The sequence below is a fragment of the Streptomyces sp. NPDC111802 genome, from assembly GCF_055634335.1.
Map to the genome: position 1 here is coordinate 73201 of NZ_JBVKCZ010000031.1, position 17077 is coordinate 90277.

The following is a 17077-nucleotide window of genomic DNA, read 5'->3' on the forward strand; positions in this document are numbered from 1 at the left end:
CGGACCCCTCTCTGCCGCCTCTTGCTTCCGCTCTCACGGAATTCAACGTTCTGTTGAAGGAGTCTCGTCTCCCGTTCCGGCACCGTCAAGGGCACACTTCTCCACAGTGCACCCGTCCGACACTCTCTGGACGTTTCCACAAAGCGGAATTACAATTCCAGCAAGCAGAACGTAGCTACGTACAAGCAGGGAGTCAACCGACCGACGGGTAGGCTTCTGGCCTCCCACCGGTCCCGAAAGGAACGTGCCGTGCCGACGTCCAGCGCCAGCGCCACCGAGTCCGTCAAGCCCAACGGCGGCGGGGTCCAGTCCCTCGAGCGCGCCTTCGATCTGCTGGAGCGGATGGCGGACGCGGGTGGCGAGGTCGGCCTGAGCGAGCTGTCCGCGAGCAGCGGGCTGCCGCTGCCCACCATCCACCGCCTCATGCGGACGCTCGTGGCCTGCGGATACGTCCGCCAGCAGCCCAACCGCCGCTATGCCCTCGGCCCGCGTCTGATCCGGCTCGGCGAGTCCGCGTCCCGGCTGCTCGGCACCTGGGCCCGCCCCTACCTCGCCCGGCTGGTCGAGGAGACCGGCGAGACGGCGAACATGGCCCTGCTCGACGGCGACGAGATCGTCTACGTCGCCCAGGTGCCGTCCAAGCACTCGATGCGCATGTTCACCGAGGTCGGCCGACGGGTGCTGCCGCACTCCACCGGCGTCGGCAAGGCGCTGCTCGCCTCGTTCCCGCCGGAGGAGGTGCGGGCCCTGCTGTCCCGTACCGGGATGCCCGCCGCCACGGAGAAGACGATCACCACGGCGGACGGCTTCCTCGCGGCGCTGGAGGACGTGCGGCGCAACGGCTACGCGGTCGACGACAGCGAGCAGGAGGTCGGGGTGCGCTGCCTGGCCGTTTCCGTCCCCGACTCCCCCACCGCGGCGGCGATTTCGATCTCCGGTCCGGCCGGCCGGGTCACCGAGGCGACGACCGACAAGATCGTGCCGGTGCTCCAGCAGGTGGCCGTGGAGCTGTCGGAGGCGCTGGCGAGCTCGACCCCGACGGCGTAGATCGGCGTCGGCGTCCGAGCGCGGGCCGCGAGTCAGCGGCGCGGCGGCTCCCCGAACATCTCCACCGCGTCGCGCACCTGCGTGAGTCCCGGGGACAGCGCGCTCACCGACCCGATCGCCCCCGCGATCACCAGCAGCGACCTCCGCAGCCGGGGAGTCTCCGGCGCTCCTGAGATCACCATCGCGGCCAGCGCCGCGAGTTCGTCCTCGGCGATCCCCCGGTCCGGGAACTCGGCCGGATGCGCGGCGAGTTCGCGGCGCAGACGGGACACGGCCGTCCGCAGTTCCGCCACCCTTGGGTCCTCGCTGCTGCCCGTCACCGGCCTCTGCCTCAAGCTCCGCAACAAAGCTCTCCCCCTCGCACGCCGTTGTGCGCCAGTAGTCGCGCATCCCCAGCCGAGCACCCCCTGGCGTAGCTCGGGCGCCGGGGACGCGGGTCAGTAAACGCCACCCGTTGCCGAAGCGCCACCACGCGGACGGAAATTCAGTCGTTGGAAGTCGGGCGCTCGCGCGGGTGTCAGGTATGCAGGACGCATGACTGAGATGGAAGCCTCCCCGGTGGCCGGTCTGCTCCTCGCGGCCGGCGGTGGCCGACGACTCGGCGGACGGCCGAAAGCACTGCTGCGGCACCGTGGCCGACCGCTCGTGGAGCATGCCGTCGGCGTGCTGCGCGCGGCCGGCTGTGCCCGCGTCCACGTGGTGCTGGGCGCGCGGGCCGCCGCCGTACGGGAGCAGGCGGAGCTCGGGGACTGTGTGCTGGTGGAGAACCCGGAGTGGGCCGAGGGGATGGGTTCCTCGCTGCGTGCCGGGCTCGATTCGCTCGCCGGTACGGGGGCGCGGGCGGCGCTGGTCTCGCTCGTCGACCAGCCGGGCATCGGGCCGGAGGCGGTCGCGCGGGTGCTCGGCGCGTACGAGGACGAGTCGTCGCTGGTCTCGGCGGCCTACGACGGGGTACGCGGGCATCCCGTGCTCTTCGGCGCCGCCCACTGGGCCGGCATCGCGGCGACCGCGACCGGTGACCGTGGGGCACGCGCCTATCTGAAGGAGCACCGGGAGGCGATCCGGCTCATCGAGTGCGGGGACGTTGCGCAGCCGTACGACATCGACACCGAGGCCGATCTCGCCCACCTTGAGTAAGGGTGGTGGCACCCGGAGCCACCTTGCCTCGACTCAGAGAATCTCGACATCAACAAACCATTGAACTTCCACCATGAGGAAACTAGTATCCACTGATCAGAAGCGCCCGTCCGCTCCACGGGCGTTGTCCGACGTATCCGGGAAGACTGGCACCCGGTGCCAAAGCTCGACAGCTCGTCTTCGTAGCTCGCTGAAGGAAGTGACAGCTCATGTCCGCACCAGCGCCGTCCCCGCTGGCCATCGTCGACGCCGAGCCCCTGCCCCGGCAGGAGGAGGTCCTTAACGAGCCGGCCCTCGCCTTCGTGGCCGAGCTGCACCGGCGGTTCACGCCCCGGCGTGACGAGCTGCTCGCCCGCCGCGCGGAGCGCCGCGCCGAGATCGCCCGGACGTCCACGCTCGACTTCCTCCCGGAGACCGCCGCGATCCGTGCGGACGACTCCTGGCGGGTGGCCCCGTGCCCGCCCGCGCTCCAGGACCGCCGGGTGGAGATCACCGGCCCCACCGACCGCAAGATGACCATCAACGCCCTCAACTCGGGCGCCAGGGTCTGGCTCGCCGACTTCGAGGACGCCTCCGCGCCCACCTGGGAGAACGTCGTCCTCGGCCAGCTCAACCTGATGGACGCGTACAACCGCGGCATCGACTTCACCGACCCGAAGTCCGGCAAGTCGTACGCCCTCAAGGCCGACGAAGAGCTCGCGACCGTCGTCATGCGCCCGCGCGGCTGGCACCTGAACGAGCGTCACCTCCAGGTCGACGGTGAGCAGGTCCCCGGCGCCTTCGTCGACTTCGGCCTGTACTTCTTCCACAACGCCCAGCGCCTGATCGACCTCGGCAAGGGCCCGTACTTCTACCTCCCGAAGACGGAATCGCACCTGGAGGCACGCCTCTGGAACGACGTGTTCGTCTTCGCGCAGGACTACGTCGGCATCCCGCAGGGCACCGTCCGCGCCACCGTCCTGATCGAGACGATCACGGCGGCGTACGAGATGGAGGAGATCCTCCACGAACTGCGCGACCACGCCTCCGGGTTGAACGCCGGCCGCTGGGACTACCTGTTCTCCATCGTGAAGAACTTCCGTGACGGCGGCGCCAAGTTCGTCCTCCCGGACCGCAACGCCGTGACGATGACGGCGCCGTTCATGCGCGCGTACACGGAACTGCTGGTCCGCACCTGCCACAAGCGCGGCGCGCACGCGATCGGCGGCATGGCGGCCTTCATCCCCTCCCGCCGGGACGCCGAGGTCAACAAGGTGGCCTTCGAGAAGGTCCGCGCCGACAAGGACCGCGAGGCCGGCGACGGCTTCGACGGCTCCTGGGTCGCCCACCCCGACCTGGTCCCGATCGCCATGGAGTCCTTCGACAAGGTCCTCGGCGAGAAGCCGAACCAGAAGGACCGGCTGCGTGAGGACGTCCACGTCGAGGCGGCCGACCTGATCGCGATCGACTCGCTGGACGCCAGGCCGACGTACCCGGGCCTGGTCAACGCCGTCCAGGTCGGCATCCGTTACATCGAGGCCTGGCTGCGCGGCCTCGGCGCGGTCGCCATCTTCAACCTCATGGAGGACGCGGCCACCGCCGAGATCTCCCGCTCCCAGATCTGGCAGTGGATCAACGCGGGCGTCGAGTTCGAGAACGGCGAGCAGGCCACGCCCGAGCTGGCCCGCAAGGTCGCCGCCGAGGAACTGGCGAACATCCGCGCCGAGATCGGCCAGGAGGCCTTCGCGGCCGGCCACTGGCAGCAGGCCCACGACCTGCTCCTGGAGGTCTCCCTCGACGAGAACTACGCGGACTTCCTGACGCTGCCCGCGTACGAGCAGCTCAAGGGCTGACCTACTCCTGCGAGGCCTTGTCCGAGTGGCCCAGGGACTTCCCCGGGGCCACTCGGTCGCGTACGGCCTGCTTGACCGCCGTCGGCTCGGGGAAGCCCTGGTCGCGGCGGTCCCAGACCACCTCGTCGTCCACGCGGACGACGAACACGCCGCCCCTGCCGGGCTTCAGCGCCAGCTCGGACAGCTCCGCCTCGAAGGTCGTCAGCAGTTCCTGCGCGAGCCAGGCCGCGCGCGGCAGCCACTTGCACTGGGTGCAGTACTCGATCTCGACACGGCCACTCATCCGAGGTGCACCGACCAATCCTGTTCCGCGGCCGGTTTGCCGTGCAGGTCGGGCACCTGCTTCAGCCACTTCGGCCGGCCTTGCTGTGACCTCGCCGTCCGCAGGGCCTCCTCGGCGGCGAGTTCCTCCCGGGTGGGGAAGTCGGTGGGGAGCCAGGCGGCGGACGCCCGCACGCGCGCGTGCAGGTGGGCGACGTAGGCCTCGCGGGCCGCGTCGGGCGTCTCGAAGCCGGGCTCGTCGGCCAGCCAGGCGTCCGGCACCTCCGCCACGATCGCGCGCAGCAGTTCCTCGGTCACCCTGGGCGCCAGCTCGACGTCGGCGGCGCGCACGTCGGGGGTGTAGTGGCCGAGGGCGTGATGGCGGAAGTCGTAGGCCTTCTCGGGGTCCGAGCCGTCCCAGCGGTGGTGGAAGATCAGGGCCGCTCCGTGGTCGATCAGCCACAGGCGCGGGGGTACCGTGCCGAGCGTCGGCCAGATCATCAGGTTCGAGCTGTGGACCGTACGGTCCACGTTCGCGGTCAGGGCGTCCACCCAGACGATCCGGCCGGCCTCCAGCGGGTCGACGCGGAAAGTCTTCGCGACGTCGGGGGTGAAGTCCCGCGCGCCCGGCAGGAAGTCCATGCCGAGGTTGACCCCCGCGCTGGCGGCGTGCAGCTCGCGCACCTCCTGGTGGGGCTCGCTGTCCGCGATGGCGGGGTCGAAGTGGACCAGGACCAGCTCGGGGAAGCGCAGCCCGAGAGCGCGGGCCAGCTCACCGACGATCACCTCGGCGACCAGCGCCTTGCGGCCCTGCGCGGAGCCGGTGAACTTGACGACGTAAGAGCCCAGGTCGTCGGCCTCGACGACGCCGGGGACGGAGCCGCCGGAGTGCAGGGGCGCGACGTAACGGGTCGCGGTGACCTCTCTCAGCATCTTCCAAGGCCCCGCATATCGTCCGCCTGCCCTCCGTCATTGCGAGCCGGCTCGGCCCGGTGCACCCAGGAAACCTTAACCAGGCGGGACAGCACACGGCAGAGGCGGCCGGTCAGACCTTCAGACCTCCTCATCCATCCTGATCGACCTTCGCAGGTCCTCGGTGGCCTCGCCGGTCTTGCCCTCCCGCTCCTCCAGGAGGGCCGCGGCGATGGCGTCCAGCTTCCGCTGGATCGCGTGCTCGGCCCGCTGCTCGGAGTTCTTCAGCAAGGCCAGCAGCAGCAACGTCACCGCGGTCATCATGTCCCCGGCCAGAAACAGCCACTCGTCACTGAGCCCGGCCACATGCGTGGCGATGAAGAAGGCCACGAGTGCCAGGCAGATGACGTAGAAGGGCAGGGAGCTGGTCAAGTGGGCCGCGGCTTCGGACAGACGCCTGAAGCGTCCCTCCGTCCGCCCGGCAGGATGTCCGAGGCTCATGGGCGCTGCCTTCCACAGAGCTGGGAGAAGCCCACTCCGAGTTCCCAACATCAGCGACTCCATGAGTGCGGGCGGCTGCCTGCGGAGACGCGGGGTCGGCATCACCGGGTGGTGCCGGGGGAAGATGCCCTCGTGGAGGTGAGGCGAGCGAGATGGACGTCCTGGGTGTCGACGCCTGCGGCAAGCAGGGCTGGGTGGGGATCAGGCTCACCGACGGCGGGTACGCGGGCAGCCTGGTGGACGTCCGGCTGGATGCGTTGATCGAGCGGGCCGGCGGGGTCTCGGCGATCGCGGTGGACATGCCGCTGGGGCTGGTCGAGCGGGGCTGGCGTGCTGCGGATCTCGGGGCGAGGGTGCTGCTCCGGGAGCGGCGCAGCTCGGTCTTCCTCGTGGCGCCGCGGCCTGCGTGGCTGGAGTCGGAGTACGTGGCGGCGGGTGACCGGTGCCATGAGCTGACCGGCCGGCGGCTGAGCCGACAGGCGTGGGCGCTGGCTCCGAAGCTGCTGGAGGCTCGGACGTGCTGGCTCGCCGACGAGCGGGTCCACGAGGTGCACCCCGAGGTGTCCTTCCGTGCCCTGGCCGACGGGGTCCCGCCGGCGTACGCCAAGAAGACCTGGCGCGGCCAGAACACGCGCCGCTCCCTGCTGGCCGCGGCCGGGATCGCTCTGCCCGACGAACTCGGCGAGGCGGATCGCGTACCCGCGGACGACGTGCTCGACGCCGCCGCCGCGGCCTGGTCGGCACACCGGATCGCCCGCGGAACCGCTGAACGGGTCCCGGAGGTACCGGAGTTGGACGCGGAAGGCCGCACCGTGGAGATCCGGTACTGACGACCGGTCATCCACCCGGTACAGCACCGGCCGTCGCGACTCCCCGCCCATCACCGGCCAGCCCCAGCAGGCCGTTGCTACGGCGGCCACCGGGGGCCGGAGCCGAGTGGGCGGCGCACGCGCGCCGACGGGGCAACCACGGACGCGCCGGCCTGGCGGCTACGAACCCCCAGCGTCCCGGCCACGGACGCGCCGGCGTGGCTGCCACGGGACAGGTGGGCGTGCCGGTCACGGGACGCGCCGGCGTGCCAGCCACGGACGCACCCGCTTGGCGGCGACACTCGCGGGGGTCGGCCCGGCATCCAGCCGCCGAGGAGACGGCGGACGCGTGCCGACGGGGCAACCACGGACGCGCCGGCCTGGCGGCCACGAACGCGTGGGCGTGCCGGTCACGGGACGCGTCGGCGTGCCAGCCACGGACGCACCCGCTTGGCGGCGACACTCGCGGGGGTCGGCCCGGCATCCAGCCGCCGAGGAGACGGCGGACGCGTGCCGACGGGGCGACCAAGGACGCGGCGACTGGCGGCCACGAACCCCCAGCGCCCCGGCCACAGACGCGCCGGCGTGGCGGCCAAGGGACGCGTGGGCGTGCCGGCCACGGACGCGCCGCGTGCCGGCCACGGACGCACCAGCTCGGCGGCGACGCTCGCGGCGGTCGGCCCGGCGTCCAGCAGACCCGCCCGACACAGCACACAGCACACAGCAGCACGCGGCGGGGCCGCTCCTCGGGTGGCAGGCCACCGCTCTCGCAGGCCACCCGGCACAGCAGCATGCGGCGGCTCTGCCGCTCGGGGGCAGGCTGCCGCCCTCGCAGGCCCGCCCCGGCACAGCGGCACGCGGCAGGACCACTCCTCGGAGGTCAGGCCACCGCTCTCGCAGACCCGCCCGGCGCAGCAGCATGCGGCGCGACCGCTGCTCGGGGGTCGGCCCGGCGTCCAGCAGGGCTGCTGGACGCCGATCTCGGCGTTCAGCGCGCCAGCGGGTTCGGCAGGGGCAGATAGCGGGCGTCGGCGCCGTCCGCGCCCGTCCAGCGCAGTAGCAGGTTGGTCTTGCCGGGGAGGGTGGGGGACGACAGGAGGGCGGGGATCTCGGGGAGATCGTGGCGGGCCAGCTCGCGGCGGGCGGCCGGCCAGGGGTTCAGGGTCGGGTGGTGGGCGGCGAGGGCACCGGCGATCTCGACGAGGTGGTTGACGACCAGGCAGTACACCAGCCGCTCCCAGCCGGCCGCCCGCGGCACGTCCGGCACCAGTTTCACGCCCTCGGCGTCCCGGAACAGGGCCTGCACCGGCATGCCGTCGGTGTCGACGGCGACCAGCGTGTTCTGCAGGTGCGCCTCGAGTACGACGCCGTGGTCGGCGAAGGCCGCGAGGGCCGGGGGGACGACCTGGGCGAGATACGCCTCCCACCATGCTGCCGGGTGCCGCGCCTCAGACAGCGGGCTTCCCTCGAAGCCCTCGACGAGGCCGGCGGCGAGCAGTGGCGTCGCACCCGGCAGCACACGGCCCCGCAGACCGTCGCGGACCAGGACCGCCAGTTCCTCGAAGGCGAAGTCGGCGGTGCGGTAGCCGCGGTCGCCGAGCCAGGCGGCGGGGCCGTCGAGCGCGGTGAAAGCGGCCGCCGTCGCCGTGTCCGTGCGGCGGAGTCTCAGCAGGTCGTGGCGCCACAGCCGACGGATGTCGTTGGTGATGCGCACGTCCAGGCTGAACTTGAGGAAGAGGTCCCGCTCGGGGGCGTACAGCGTGCGGATCGCGGCCGTCGGCCAGGCGTCGAAGCCGGTCGTGCCGAGCCGCACGAGCCTGCCGTCGGCGAAGGCGTCCGCGAGTTCCCGGCCGACCAGGTCCAGCTGCCAGGGGTGCGCGGGCAGCAGCCGGTAGCCGGGCGGGGCCTCGCCGAGGGCGTCGAGGGCGGAGGTGTCGCCCTCCTCGACGACCGTGTCCTGGCGCAGGCCGAGCAGCGTCAGCGGGAAGCGGGCGTATGCCTCCGGGGCGTACGGCAGCCAGGTCGCGACCGGGCCGCCGCCGCGCGCCTTGGGGGCGGGGTGGTAGGGGTGGCCGGTGAGGAGGGACTGTTCGGAGCGCAGGTAGAGGTCGTCCGGCGGCGTCGCACACGCGCGTGCCGTGAGCAGCGCGGCCAGCGCGTCCCGGCTGTCGATGATCTCGGCGGGCAGCTCGTGGTTGGACAGGCCGGTGTGGCGGCGCAGTTCGTCGGCGACGAGTTTGACGAGCTCGGCGTGCCCGACGCGCTGCCACGCGCCGCCCACGTACATCTCGGGTTCGGCGGGCCGACGCTCGCCGAGGACGCGCAGCAGGCGACCCGAGCCGCGCAGCCGGTACACATGCCGTTCGCCGGCCCCGGGCTCCGGTTCGGCCGCTTCCCGCAGCAGGCAGTTGAGCAACGGCGCGGCGGAGTGGGCGTCGGCGCGTTCCGCGACGTCGGCGGCGGGCGGAGGGTTGAGGTGCACGCGATCCACTCGTTCTCTACGGTCCGTTCAGGCGGGGGGACGATCAGTATGTCTGTCGTCGGCACCTGCCCCGACGCCCTACTCGTACCCGAGGAGCCCGCCCGTGCACCGTCCCCCCAGCGCCGAGGCCGAGGTCGCGGCCGAACTGGCCGAGGTACGCCCCGGACTCGCCCCGCGTCACGCGGCCGAGCTCCCCGGGGCCCGCGCGGCCGTGCTGACCCGGCTGTGGCGTGCGCTGGCGTACGAGCCGCTGCCCTGGGTGGCCCGGCGTGAGCGCGGCCGGGAGGGCCTCACCCTGCGTCTTTCGGACGGCCGTCGGCTGCACGGCCCGCATGCCGACCCGTATGCCACCACCGCGTACGTCACCGCCGTACGACTCGGCGAGACCCCGTACGACGATCCGGCCCGGCTGCTGACCGACCTGGCCGTGCCGCACGGCACCTCCCTCGCCGCCGAACTCGGCCACAGCGTGGCCTCGTTGGCGCTGTCCCGCGCCGGTCAGGAAGGTCGCTCGAAGGAGTGGCCGACGCACGACTGGGAGTGGGAGCAGCGGGTGGTGGACGGGCATCCGTTCCATCCCAACTGCCGTTCCCGGCCCGGCTTCTCGGTCGCCGAGCAGCTGGCGTACGGGCCCGAGCACCGGCCGGTGGTGACGCTGGCGCGGGTGCCGGTGCGGGCGCGGGAGTGCCTGGTGACGGGCGAGTGGCCGGAGGGGATGCGGGACGGGGGGCGGCTGCTGATCCCGGTGCATCCGTGGCAGGCCGAGCATGTGCTCAAGCGCCCCCGCGACCCTTACGACAGCGGAGTCGCCGCGCATCCGCTGATGTCCCTGCGCACGCTCGCCCTCCCCGACGGGCCGCACGTCAAGACCGCGCTGAGCACGCGGTTGACCTCCTCGGTGCGGGACATCTCGGTGTACTCCATCGGCCTGTCGGCCACGCTGTCGGACTTCGCGGAGACCCTGGCGGCCCGCATGGACGGGCTGCTGCACGTCACCCGCACACTGGGGGCCGCGACGGCCGACTCGCCCGATCTGGCCGCGGTGGTGCGTCAGTCGCCGCAGGTCTACGCGGGGCCCGGCGAGCGAGTCGTACCGGTCGCCGCGCTCGCCACCACCGAGCTGGCCCGATCCCCCGTGTGGCAGGCCGAGTTCACCCGGCTCGCCCTCACGGTGGGGCTGCGGCTGCTGGAGCTGGGCGTGGCCCTGGAGGCGCACGGTCAGAACCTGCTCGTGGTGGTCTCGCCGAGCGGCTCCCCGGTGCGGCTGGTCTACCGCGACCTCGCCGACATCCGGATCAGCCCCGCGCGCCTGGCCCGGCACGGCATCCCGATCCCCGAGCTGACCGGCCGGATCGTCACGGACGACGTGACGGCCCTGCGCCGCAAGCTGTTCGGCTCACTGGTGGCCGGGGCGCTCGCGGGTACGGCGGGCTCGGGCCCGGCGTTGCGCGGGGCGCTGGAAGCGGTCGTACGGGATCTGCCGGGGACCGTGGATCTGGCCGCACTGCGTGCGCAGGCGCTGCCCACGAAGGCGCTGACCTTGATGCGGCTCTCGCCGGGAACACCCGGGGACCAGTGGGCACAGCTGCCCAATCCGCTGGTCACCGAGGTGTTCTGACCTCGTTTTGAAGCGGGACACCTCTGATCAATAGGATCCGCCGATGATCACAAGAACACGGCTGGCGACCGGGGTCTGCGCCCTGCTCGCCGCGCTCGCGGCCGGGATGGCGTTCCCGGCCGGGGCGATTGCCGACGAGACCAGTGCGACCGCGCCGAAGGTCGATCTCGTGCTGGATGTGAGCGGCTCGATGCGGGCGCGTGACATCGACGGACAGTCGCGGATGGCCGCGGCGAAGCAGGCGTTCAACGAGGTGCTCGACGCGACGCCCGAGGAGGTCCGGCTCGGCATCCGCACGCTCGGCGCCAACTACCCGGGCGACGACCGCAGGACGGGCTGCAAGGACACCGCGCAGCTCTACCCGGTCGGCCCGCTGGACCGCACCGAGGCGAAGGCGGCGGTGGCGACGCTGGCGCCCACCGGCTGGACCCCGATCGGCCCCGCGCTGCTGAAGGCGGCCGACGACCTGGACGGCGGCGAGGGCTCCAAGCGCATCGTGCTGATCAGCGACGGCGAGGACACCTGCGCCCCGCTCGACCCGTGCGAGGTGGCCCGGGAGATCGCCGCCAAGGGCATCGGCCTGACCATCGACACGCTCGGCCTGGTCCCGAACACCAAGATGCGGCAGCAGCTCAGCTGCATCGCCGAGGCGACCGGCGGCACCTTCACCTCGGTCGAGCACACCGAGGAACTCGCCGACAAAGTCAACCAGTTGGTGGACCGGGCGGCCGACCCGGTGGTGACGCCGGTCGCGACGACGGGCGCCGACCAGTGCGCGAAGGCGCCCACCCTGAAGTCGGGCCTGTACACGGACCGCGCGGAGTTCGGGCAGCAGCGCTGGTACCGCGTGGACGTCGAACCCGGAAAGGAGCTGCGGGCGTCCGTGAGCGTGTCGGCCGACCGTGCGGTGAACCCCTCCTACGGGGTGCTGGTGCGGGCGGTGACCGAGCGCGGCCGGGAGATCGTGCGCGGCGAGGCGGCGGGCAACGGCCGTACGGATGCCGTGTCCACCGGCGTGCGCTATCCGAAGGCCGAGATCGACGACGACGAGGACACCGCGACCGCCGAGACCGTGTGCCTCCAGGTCACCCATTCCTTCTCGGCGGGCTCCGGGGTGCAGACCACACCCGGTCTGCCGCTGGAGCTGACGGTCGACGTCGTGGACGGGCCGTCGACGTCGAGCGACGTGGCCTCCTTCGGCCTCGGGCGCGGCTGGTGGCTGCTCGGCGCGCTGATCCTCACCGGCTTCCTCGCCGGTCTCGTCTGGGGCTGGCTGTCGCGCTGGCGGCTCGCGGTCTGGAGGACCAACTGATGCGGATCACACGTGTGTTGAGCGGCGCTCTGCTGGCGCTGGGGCTGGCGGCGGGTCCCGCCGCGGCCGACTCCTCGCCGTCGCCGAGCGCGTCGGAGGACGCCGGCGCGCCGACCCAGGCGGGGACCTCCTACCGTACGGCGACGGAGATCGAGCAGGGCCGGACGGCCACGGCGAGCGCCTCCACGGGCGACTACCTGTACTGGTCCTTCCCCGCGGACGCCGGCCGGCGACCCACCGTCAAGGCGACGGTGAAGCTGCCGGACACGCACGCCGCCGAGACCTGGCAGATCGACGTGTACGACGGCCTGCGGCGCCGCCAGGCCTGCCAGTACGGGGCACAGACGCGCACCGCCGCGGCGAACGCGGCCTCGGTCGAGCTGACCTGTGTCCTGCGTACCGTCCGGGCCTGGTCGGAGCCATGGGCCAATGACCCGCTGCCGGGCACGTACTACATCCGGCTGACGGTCGTGGATGTGCCCACCTCCGACCTCGGTCTTCCGGTCGGCGCCGAGGTCCGGGTCGACTCCGAGGACATCGGCGGTTCGGCGGCGGTGGACGGCTCGCTGGCCCAGCCGCTCGTACCGGGCGTCGCCGTGAAGTCCGAGCAGGAAGAGGAGAGTTCGTCGGCCTCGGCGGTGCTGTCCAGCATCGAGCCCGAGGACGGCTGGGCGTCCGGCTGGTGGTCCGACCGGTGGGTGTGGACGGCGATCGGCGGCGTGCTGGCCGCGCTCGCGGGGATCGGCGGGTATGCGCTGACCCGTGGGTCGGGCCGGCCCTCGCAGGTGCCGCCGGGGGCCTGACGACTTGTCAAGTCGTCGGCTGAGCCCGCCGTACGTGATCGTGCGGCGGGCTTCACTCTGCTCAGACGTCGAGCAGGGCCTTGGCCAGGGTCCCGTCGCCGGTCACCTCGATACGACCGTCCCGTACGGCGTCGGCCACGCTCAACTCCCCCCGCGCCACCGCCTCACACGTCCCCGAGTCCAGCACCAGCCGCGCGTCGGGCTCCACAGGGGCGGCACCGTCCCCGTAGACCGGCCCGTCCTCGGCGCCGACGTGGAGATGGAACTGCCCCTCCGCCAGGCGGACTTCGACGACGCCCTCCCCCTCAAGCGCCCGCAGCAGAGGCAGCGCGAACCAGTGCGCGCGCACGGCGTCGGTGGGGCGGCGCTCGCCGAGCTCGGGCCGGCCCCACTCCCCCAGCGCCTGCAGCACGGGCAGCAACTCGCGGCCACGTGGGGTGAGTTCGTACACATACGCCGCTCCGGGCGGCGGCAGCCGTCGCCTGGTGCTGATGCCGTCCCGCTCCATGTCCTTCAGCCGAGAGGCGAGTACGTCCGTGCTGACGCCCGGCAGATCGGCGTGCAGGTCGGTGTAACGCCGCGGGCCGGCCAGCAGCTCCCGGACGATCAGCAGGGTCCAGCGGTCGCCGACGACGTCGAGCGCGCGGGCGGCGGAACAGTACTGGTCGTAGCTTCGGCGAGGTGACATGCGACGCAGTCTAGACATGTTGTTGGACTTTCCAAGCTCGAACTTGGTAAAACCAAGCAACACACGAAACCGGAGGGCGAGCGCGCATGGAGTTCCGGCAGTCGAACAAGCTCAGCGAGGTCTGTTACGAGATCCGCGGCCCGGTGATCGAGCACGCGGACGCGCTGGAGAAGGCGGGCCACAGCGTGCTGCGCCTGAACACCGGCAACCCCGCGGCGTTCGGCTTCGAGGCGCCGGAGGAGATCCTCCAGGACATGATCCGGATGCTCCCCCAGGCGCACGGCTACACCGACTCGCGCGGCGTCCTCTCCGCCCGCCGGGCCGTGGCCCAGCGCTATCAGACGCTCGGCCTGGAGGTCGGCGTCGACGACGTCTTCCTCGGCAACGGCGTGTCCGAACTGGTCTCCATGGCCGTACAGGCACTGATCGAGGACGGCGACGAGATCCTCATCCCCGCCCCCGACTTCCCCCTCTGGACCGCGGTGACAACCCTCGCCGGCGGCAAGGCGGTGCACTACCTCTGCGACGAGCAGGCCGAGTGGTACCCAGACCTGGACGACATGGCCTCGAAGATCACGGACCGTACGAAGGCCGTGGTCATCATCAACCCGAACAACCCCACCGGCGCGGTCTACCCCAAGGAGATCGTCGAGGGCATCCTCGACCTCGCCCGCCGGCACGGCCTGATGGTCTTCGCCGACGAGATCTACGACCAGATCCTCTACGACGACGCCGTGCACCACTCGGCCGCCGCCCTCGCCCCCGACCTGGTGGTCCTCACCTTCTGCGGCCTGTCGAAGACGTACCGGGTGGCGGGCTTCCGCTCCGGCTGGCTGGTGGTCACCGGCCCGAAGCAGCACGCGAAGGACTATCTGGAGGGCCTGACGATGCTGGCCTCCATGCGTCTGTGCGCCAACGCGCCCGCGCAGTACGCCATCCAGGCCGCGCTCGGCGGCCGCCAGTCGATCCGCGAACTGACCACGCCCGGCGGCCGGCTGCGCGAGCAGCGCGACATGGCCTGGGAGAAGCTCAACGAGATCCCCGGTGTGTCGTGCGTGAAGCCGAAGGGCGCGCTGTACGCCTTCCCGCGCCTCGACCCCAAGGTCCACAAGATCCACGACGACGAGCGGTTCGTCCTGGACCTGCTGCTGCGGGAGAAGATCCAGGTGGTCCAGGGCACCGGCTTCAACTGGCCGACCCCCGACCACTTCCGCATCCTGACCCTGCCGTACGCCGAGGACCTGGAGGCGGCGATCGGGCGCATCGGGCGGTTCCTGAGCGGATACCGGCAGGACTGACCGCCCGCGCGGGTAGAACCCGTGCATGAGCACCCGCCCTCTCCTCCTCCTCGACGTGGACGGCCCCCTCAACCCGTTCCGCGCCCTGTACCTCGGCCATCGCGGCTACGTCACGCGCCGGCTGCACCCGGTGACCTGGTCGGCCCGGCAGGCACCGGGATCCCGGCGGCTGCGTCGCGGTCTGCGGGTGCGGCTGCATCCGGGGCACGGGGCGCGGCTGCTGGCGCTGCCCTACGAGCTGGCGTGGGCCACCACCTGGCAGCACCAGGCCAACGAGATGATCGCGCCGGTGATCGGACTGCCCGCCGACATGCCGGTGATCGAGTGGCCGGAGCTGTTCGAGAGCGATCCGGAAGGGCTGTACTGGAAGACCCGGCACGTGCTGACGTGGGCGGCGGGGCGGCCGTTCGTCTGGGTCGACGATATGATCACCGACCTCGATGTACGCCATGTGGCCGCCCACCACGACGCCGCCGCGCTGCTGTTGCCGGTCGACGCGCGCAGGGGACTGCGTGAGCGTGACTTCACGGAGTTGGAGCGCTGGGCTCTTAGCCTGTGACGCATGGCTGATCTCTTTCTCGTCCGGCACGGTGAGACCGAGTGGTCACGGTCCGGACGGCACACGGGATGGACGGACGTTCCACTGACCGAACGCGGGCGGGAGGAGGCGCGGCGGCTGGTGCCGCTCATCCGGTCGCATCGGATCGGGGCCGCCTTCGTCAGCCCGCTGCAGCGGGCCCGGGAGACCGCCGAGCTGATCGGGCTGCACGACATGCGGGTCGACGCGGATCTGCGCGAGTGGGACTACGGCGGCTACGAGGGGATCACCACCGTGGAGATCCAACGGGAGCGGCCCGGGTGGTTCCTGTTCACGGACGGTGTGGTGCCGGGGCCGCCCGACCATCCCGGGGAGAGCCCGGAGCAGGTCGGGGAGCGCGCCGACCGGATCCTGGCCAAGGTGGACGCGGCATTCGCCAACCACGAGGGATGCGTGGTGCTCGTGGCGCACGGGCACTTCCTGCGGGTGCTCACCGCCCGGCGACTCGGACTGCCGGCGGCGGACGGGGCGCTGTTCCAGCTGGCGACGGGTGCGGTGTGCCGGCTGGGCACGGAGCACGGGCGGCCGGTGATCGCCGGCTGGAATGTCAGACCCGGGTCGTAGCCTTCCCAGCAGATGGTGCCGGTGCGAGCCCGGTGCCCGAGCGCCCGGGGAGGAGCACGCCGTGACCAGACCACCGACCGCGGCCCAGCGGCGTGTCATCGACGCCGCCGATCCCGTCACCGGGCGGCTGCGGGGTACGGAGGCACAGCTCGAAGCGCTGGTGAAGCGCGGGCTCGCCTTCCGGCACCCACGTCCGCCGCACGATCACTTTCTGACGCCGACGGGCCACCGGATACGGGAGGCCGAGCCGACGGCGCCCGTACAGGCCGAGGCTCCCGCGGCTGGTGGTGTCTTCGCCGCGCGGATCGGCGGTGCGGAAGACGCCCCGCAGTCGGGCCCGGCGCGGCTGCGTGAGGTGCGCGGGGCATGGGAGGGGCTGCTGGAGCTGCGCCGGATGACCAATCCGGACGGTGCGACGGACCGGCCGTGCGGGTGGGAGCGTACGCATCTGGTGCAGGCCGCGGCGCTGGCGCTGGAGGCCGCCGGGCACCCTCCGGCCGAGCCGGACTCCGAGGCGGGGTACCGGGTGCGGGCGACCCCGCAGCCGGAGGCGGTCGCCGTGCGCGAGTCCGACGGCGCGCGGCTGCGGGCCTGCGCGGCCACACTGGAAGAGGCGGGCTGGCAGGTCGGTGAGTACACCGAACCTCGTACCAGAGCGCGCTATCTGCTGGCGTCCCCACGCCGGGCGTGACGTGCGTGCCAAGATCGGTGCACAGTCCACCGAAGGTCAGAAGGGGAAGCAGTGAGCGAGCCGTTTTCCGTCCGGGTCACCGTCCGCGGCTATGAGACGGACACGCAGGGGCACGTCAACCAGAGCGTGTACATCAACTACGCCGAGCACGCCCGCTGGTCGCTGCTCCAGACGGCGGGCATCACCCAGACCGGCCTCATAGGCAAGGGGGTGGGACCCGTCGCACTGGAGACGACCATCCGCTACAAACGCGAACTCGTCGCCGGTGACGAGGTCGACGTGACGTGCGCCTTCGAGTGGTCCGGCGGCAGGACCTTCCGCATCGAGCAGCTCGTGCGCAAGGCGGACGGCACGGTGGCCGCCGAACTCACGGCGGTCGGCGGTCTGCTGGACCTCGCGGAGCGCAAGCTGGTGGCCCGTCCCGACGAGATCTTCAAGGAGCTGGCGTCGGACCCGAGTCTGTTCGGGCTCTGAGTCACCTCAGCCGGCGTTCCAAGTGGCGACGGGGATCCCGGCCGACGGGC

At 72.0% G+C, this 17077-nt stretch carries 18 protein-coding genes; 12 read left to right on the plus strand and 6 right to left on the minus strand.

Going from position 1 to position 17077, the window contains the following annotated elements; all coding sequences use genetic code 11:
- Window positions 1-249: 249 nt before the first annotated feature.
- Entirely contained in the window at window positions 250-1047 is a 798-nt protein-coding gene (locus tag ACZ7NC_RS30100) for an IclR family transcriptional regulator (protein ID WP_471492639.1), read from the plus strand.
- A gap of 32 nt (window positions 1048-1079) precedes the next feature.
- Here ACZ7NC_RS30100 and ACZ7NC_RS30105 read toward each other — a convergent pair whose 3' ends face one another.
- Window positions 1080-1367: a DUF5955 family protein gene (locus tag ACZ7NC_RS30105; RefSeq protein ID WP_471492640.1), complete on the minus strand. Its 288-nt coding sequence runs from the start codon at window positions 1365-1367 to the stop codon at window positions 1080-1082.
- Between the two features lie 214 nt (window positions 1368-1581).
- Between ACZ7NC_RS30105 and ACZ7NC_RS30110 the strand changes: the two genes are divergently transcribed.
- Together ACZ7NC_RS30110 and aceB are read left to right on the plus strand one after the other, a co-directional pair.
- Window positions 1582-2184, plus strand: a complete 603-nt coding sequence (locus tag ACZ7NC_RS30110) for a nucleotidyltransferase family protein (protein ID WP_471492641.1) — start codon at window positions 1582-1584, stop codon at window positions 2182-2184.
- Between the two features lie 209 nt (window positions 2185-2393).
- Complete coding sequence (gene aceB / locus ACZ7NC_RS30115; protein ID WP_471492642.1) at window positions 2394-4016, plus strand: malate synthase A; 1623 nt, start codon at window positions 2394-2396, stop codon at window positions 4014-4016.
- A gap of 1 nt (window position 4017) precedes the next feature.
- Here the strand turns inward: aceB and ACZ7NC_RS30120 are convergent, their stop codons facing one another.
- From ACZ7NC_RS30120 to ACZ7NC_RS30130, 3 genes are all read right to left on the minus strand, one after another.
- Window positions 4018-4299 (minus strand): Rdx family protein, encoded by a 282-nt coding sequence (locus ACZ7NC_RS30120; protein WP_471492643.1) that lies wholly within the window; start codon window positions 4297-4299, stop codon window positions 4018-4020.
- Entirely contained in the window at window positions 4296-5210 is a 915-nt protein-coding gene (locus ACZ7NC_RS30125) for a HipA family kinase (protein ID WP_471492644.1), read from the minus strand. The genes ACZ7NC_RS30120 and ACZ7NC_RS30125 overlap by 4 nt, the downstream gene beginning before the upstream one ends.
- Before the next feature lie 120 nt (window positions 5211-5330).
- A complete protein-coding gene (locus ACZ7NC_RS30130; protein ID WP_471492645.1) occupies window positions 5331-5690 on the minus strand; it encodes a low affinity iron permease family protein in 360 nt (119 codons plus the stop codon).
- Window positions 5691-5842: 152 nt separating this feature from the next.
- On the opposite strand from ACZ7NC_RS30130, the gene ACZ7NC_RS30135 reads away from it, so the two are divergent.
- On the plus strand, window positions 5843-6520 hold the full coding sequence (locus tag ACZ7NC_RS30135; protein ID WP_471492646.1) for a DUF429 domain-containing protein: 678 nt from the start codon (window positions 5843-5845) through the stop codon (window positions 6518-6520).
- 967 nt (window positions 6521-7487) lie between these two features.
- On the opposite strand, the gene ACZ7NC_RS30140 is transcribed toward ACZ7NC_RS30135, so the two are convergent.
- Complete coding sequence (locus ACZ7NC_RS30140; RefSeq protein ID WP_471492647.1) at window positions 7488-8990, minus strand: IucA/IucC family protein; 1503 nt, start codon at window positions 8988-8990, stop codon at window positions 7488-7490.
- Window positions 8991-9084: 94 nt separating this feature from the next.
- Here ACZ7NC_RS30140 and ACZ7NC_RS30145 point away from each other — a divergent pair, with 94 nt between their 5' ends.
- From ACZ7NC_RS30145 to ACZ7NC_RS30155, 3 genes are read left to right on the plus strand one after another with little or no spacing between them, the layout of a single operon-like run.
- Entirely contained in the window at window positions 9085-10599 is a 1515-nt protein-coding gene (locus tag ACZ7NC_RS30145; protein ID WP_471492648.1) for an IucA/IucC family protein, read from the plus strand.
- A 43-nt stretch (window positions 10600-10642) separates the two neighbouring features.
- A complete protein-coding gene (locus ACZ7NC_RS30150) occupies window positions 10643-11911 on the plus strand; it encodes a VWA domain-containing protein (RefSeq protein ID WP_471492649.1) in 1269 nt (422 codons plus the stop codon).
- A complete protein-coding gene (locus ACZ7NC_RS30155; protein ID WP_471492650.1) occupies window positions 11911-12714 on the plus strand; it encodes a hypothetical protein in 804 nt (267 codons plus the stop codon). Before ACZ7NC_RS30150 ends, ACZ7NC_RS30155 begins: the two co-directional genes overlap by 1 nt.
- 61 nt (window positions 12715-12775) lie before the next feature.
- On the opposite strand, the gene ACZ7NC_RS30160 is transcribed toward ACZ7NC_RS30155, so the two are convergent.
- Window positions 12776-13402: a winged helix-turn-helix transcriptional regulator gene (locus tag ACZ7NC_RS30160; RefSeq protein ID WP_471492651.1), complete on the minus strand. Its 627-nt coding sequence runs from the start codon at window positions 13400-13402 to the stop codon at window positions 12776-12778.
- A gap of 86 nt (window positions 13403-13488) precedes the next feature.
- Here ACZ7NC_RS30160 and ACZ7NC_RS30165 point away from each other — a divergent pair, with 86 nt between their 5' ends.
- The 5 genes from ACZ7NC_RS30165 (at window position 13489) to ACZ7NC_RS30185 (ending at window position 17027) form a co-directional block, all read left to right on the plus strand.
- The gene (locus ACZ7NC_RS30165) at window positions 13489-14700 is read left to right on the plus strand and encodes a pyridoxal phosphate-dependent aminotransferase (RefSeq protein WP_471492652.1); all 1212 of its coding nucleotides are present in this window, start codon (window positions 13489-13491) and stop codon (window positions 14698-14700) included.
- A 25-nt stretch (window positions 14701-14725) separates the two neighbouring features.
- Window positions 14726-15259, plus strand: coding sequence for a hypothetical protein (locus ACZ7NC_RS30170; RefSeq protein ID WP_471492653.1), 534 nt, complete (start codon window positions 14726-14728; stop codon window positions 15257-15259).
- Between the two features lie 3 nt (window positions 15260-15262).
- Window positions 15263-15862 carry a histidine phosphatase family protein gene (locus ACZ7NC_RS30175; protein ID WP_471492654.1) on the plus strand — a complete coding sequence of 200 codons (600 nt, stop codon included), beginning with the start codon at window positions 15263-15265 and terminating at the stop codon, window positions 15860-15862.
- 61 nt (window positions 15863-15923) lie between these two features.
- Window positions 15924-16553: a hypothetical protein gene (locus ACZ7NC_RS30180; RefSeq protein ID WP_471492655.1), complete on the plus strand. Its 630-nt coding sequence runs from the start codon at window positions 15924-15926 to the stop codon at window positions 16551-16553.
- Between the two features lie 51 nt (window positions 16554-16604).
- Window positions 16605-17027 (plus strand): acyl-CoA thioesterase, encoded by a 423-nt coding sequence (locus tag ACZ7NC_RS30185; RefSeq protein ID WP_471492656.1) that lies wholly within the window; start codon window positions 16605-16607, stop codon window positions 17025-17027.
- Window positions 17028-17077 lie beyond the last annotated feature (50 nt).

Coding starts and splice junctions, on each gene's coding strand:
- ACZ7NC_RS30110 (WP_471492641.1), top strand. CDS start 1,582: ATGACTGAGATGGAAGCCTCCCCGGTGGCCGGTCTGCTCCTCGCGGCC.
- aceB (WP_471492642.1), top strand. CDS start 2,394: ATGTCCGCACCAGCGCCGTCCCCGCTGGCCATCGTCGACGCCGAGCCC.
- ACZ7NC_RS30120 (WP_471492643.1), bottom strand. CDS start 4,299: ATGAGTGGCCGTGTCGAGATCGAGTACTGCACCCAGTGCAAGTGGCTG.
- ACZ7NC_RS30125 (WP_471492644.1), bottom strand. CDS start 5,210: ATGCTGAGAGAGGTCACCGCGACCCGTTACGTCGCGCCCCTGCACTCC.
- ACZ7NC_RS30130 (WP_471492645.1), bottom strand. CDS start 5,690: ATGAGCCTCGGACATCCTGCCGGGCGGACGGAGGGACGCTTCAGGCGT.
- ACZ7NC_RS30135 (WP_471492646.1), top strand. CDS start 5,843: ATGGACGTCCTGGGTGTCGACGCCTGCGGCAAGCAGGGCTGGGTGGGG.
- ACZ7NC_RS30150 (WP_471492649.1), top strand. CDS start 10,643: ATGATCACAAGAACACGGCTGGCGACCGGGGTCTGCGCCCTGCTCGCC.
- ACZ7NC_RS30155 (WP_471492650.1), top strand. CDS start 11,911: ATGCGGATCACACGTGTGTTGAGCGGCGCTCTGCTGGCGCTGGGGCTG.
- ACZ7NC_RS30160 (WP_471492651.1), bottom strand. CDS start 13,402: ATGTCACCTCGCCGAAGCTACGACCAGTACTGTTCCGCCGCCCGCGCG.
- ACZ7NC_RS30165 (WP_471492652.1), top strand. CDS start 13,489: ATGGAGTTCCGGCAGTCGAACAAGCTCAGCGAGGTCTGTTACGAGATC.
- ACZ7NC_RS30170 (WP_471492653.1), top strand. CDS start 14,726: ATGAGCACCCGCCCTCTCCTCCTCCTCGACGTGGACGGCCCCCTCAAC.
- ACZ7NC_RS30175 (WP_471492654.1), top strand. CDS start 15,263: ATGGCTGATCTCTTTCTCGTCCGGCACGGTGAGACCGAGTGGTCACGG.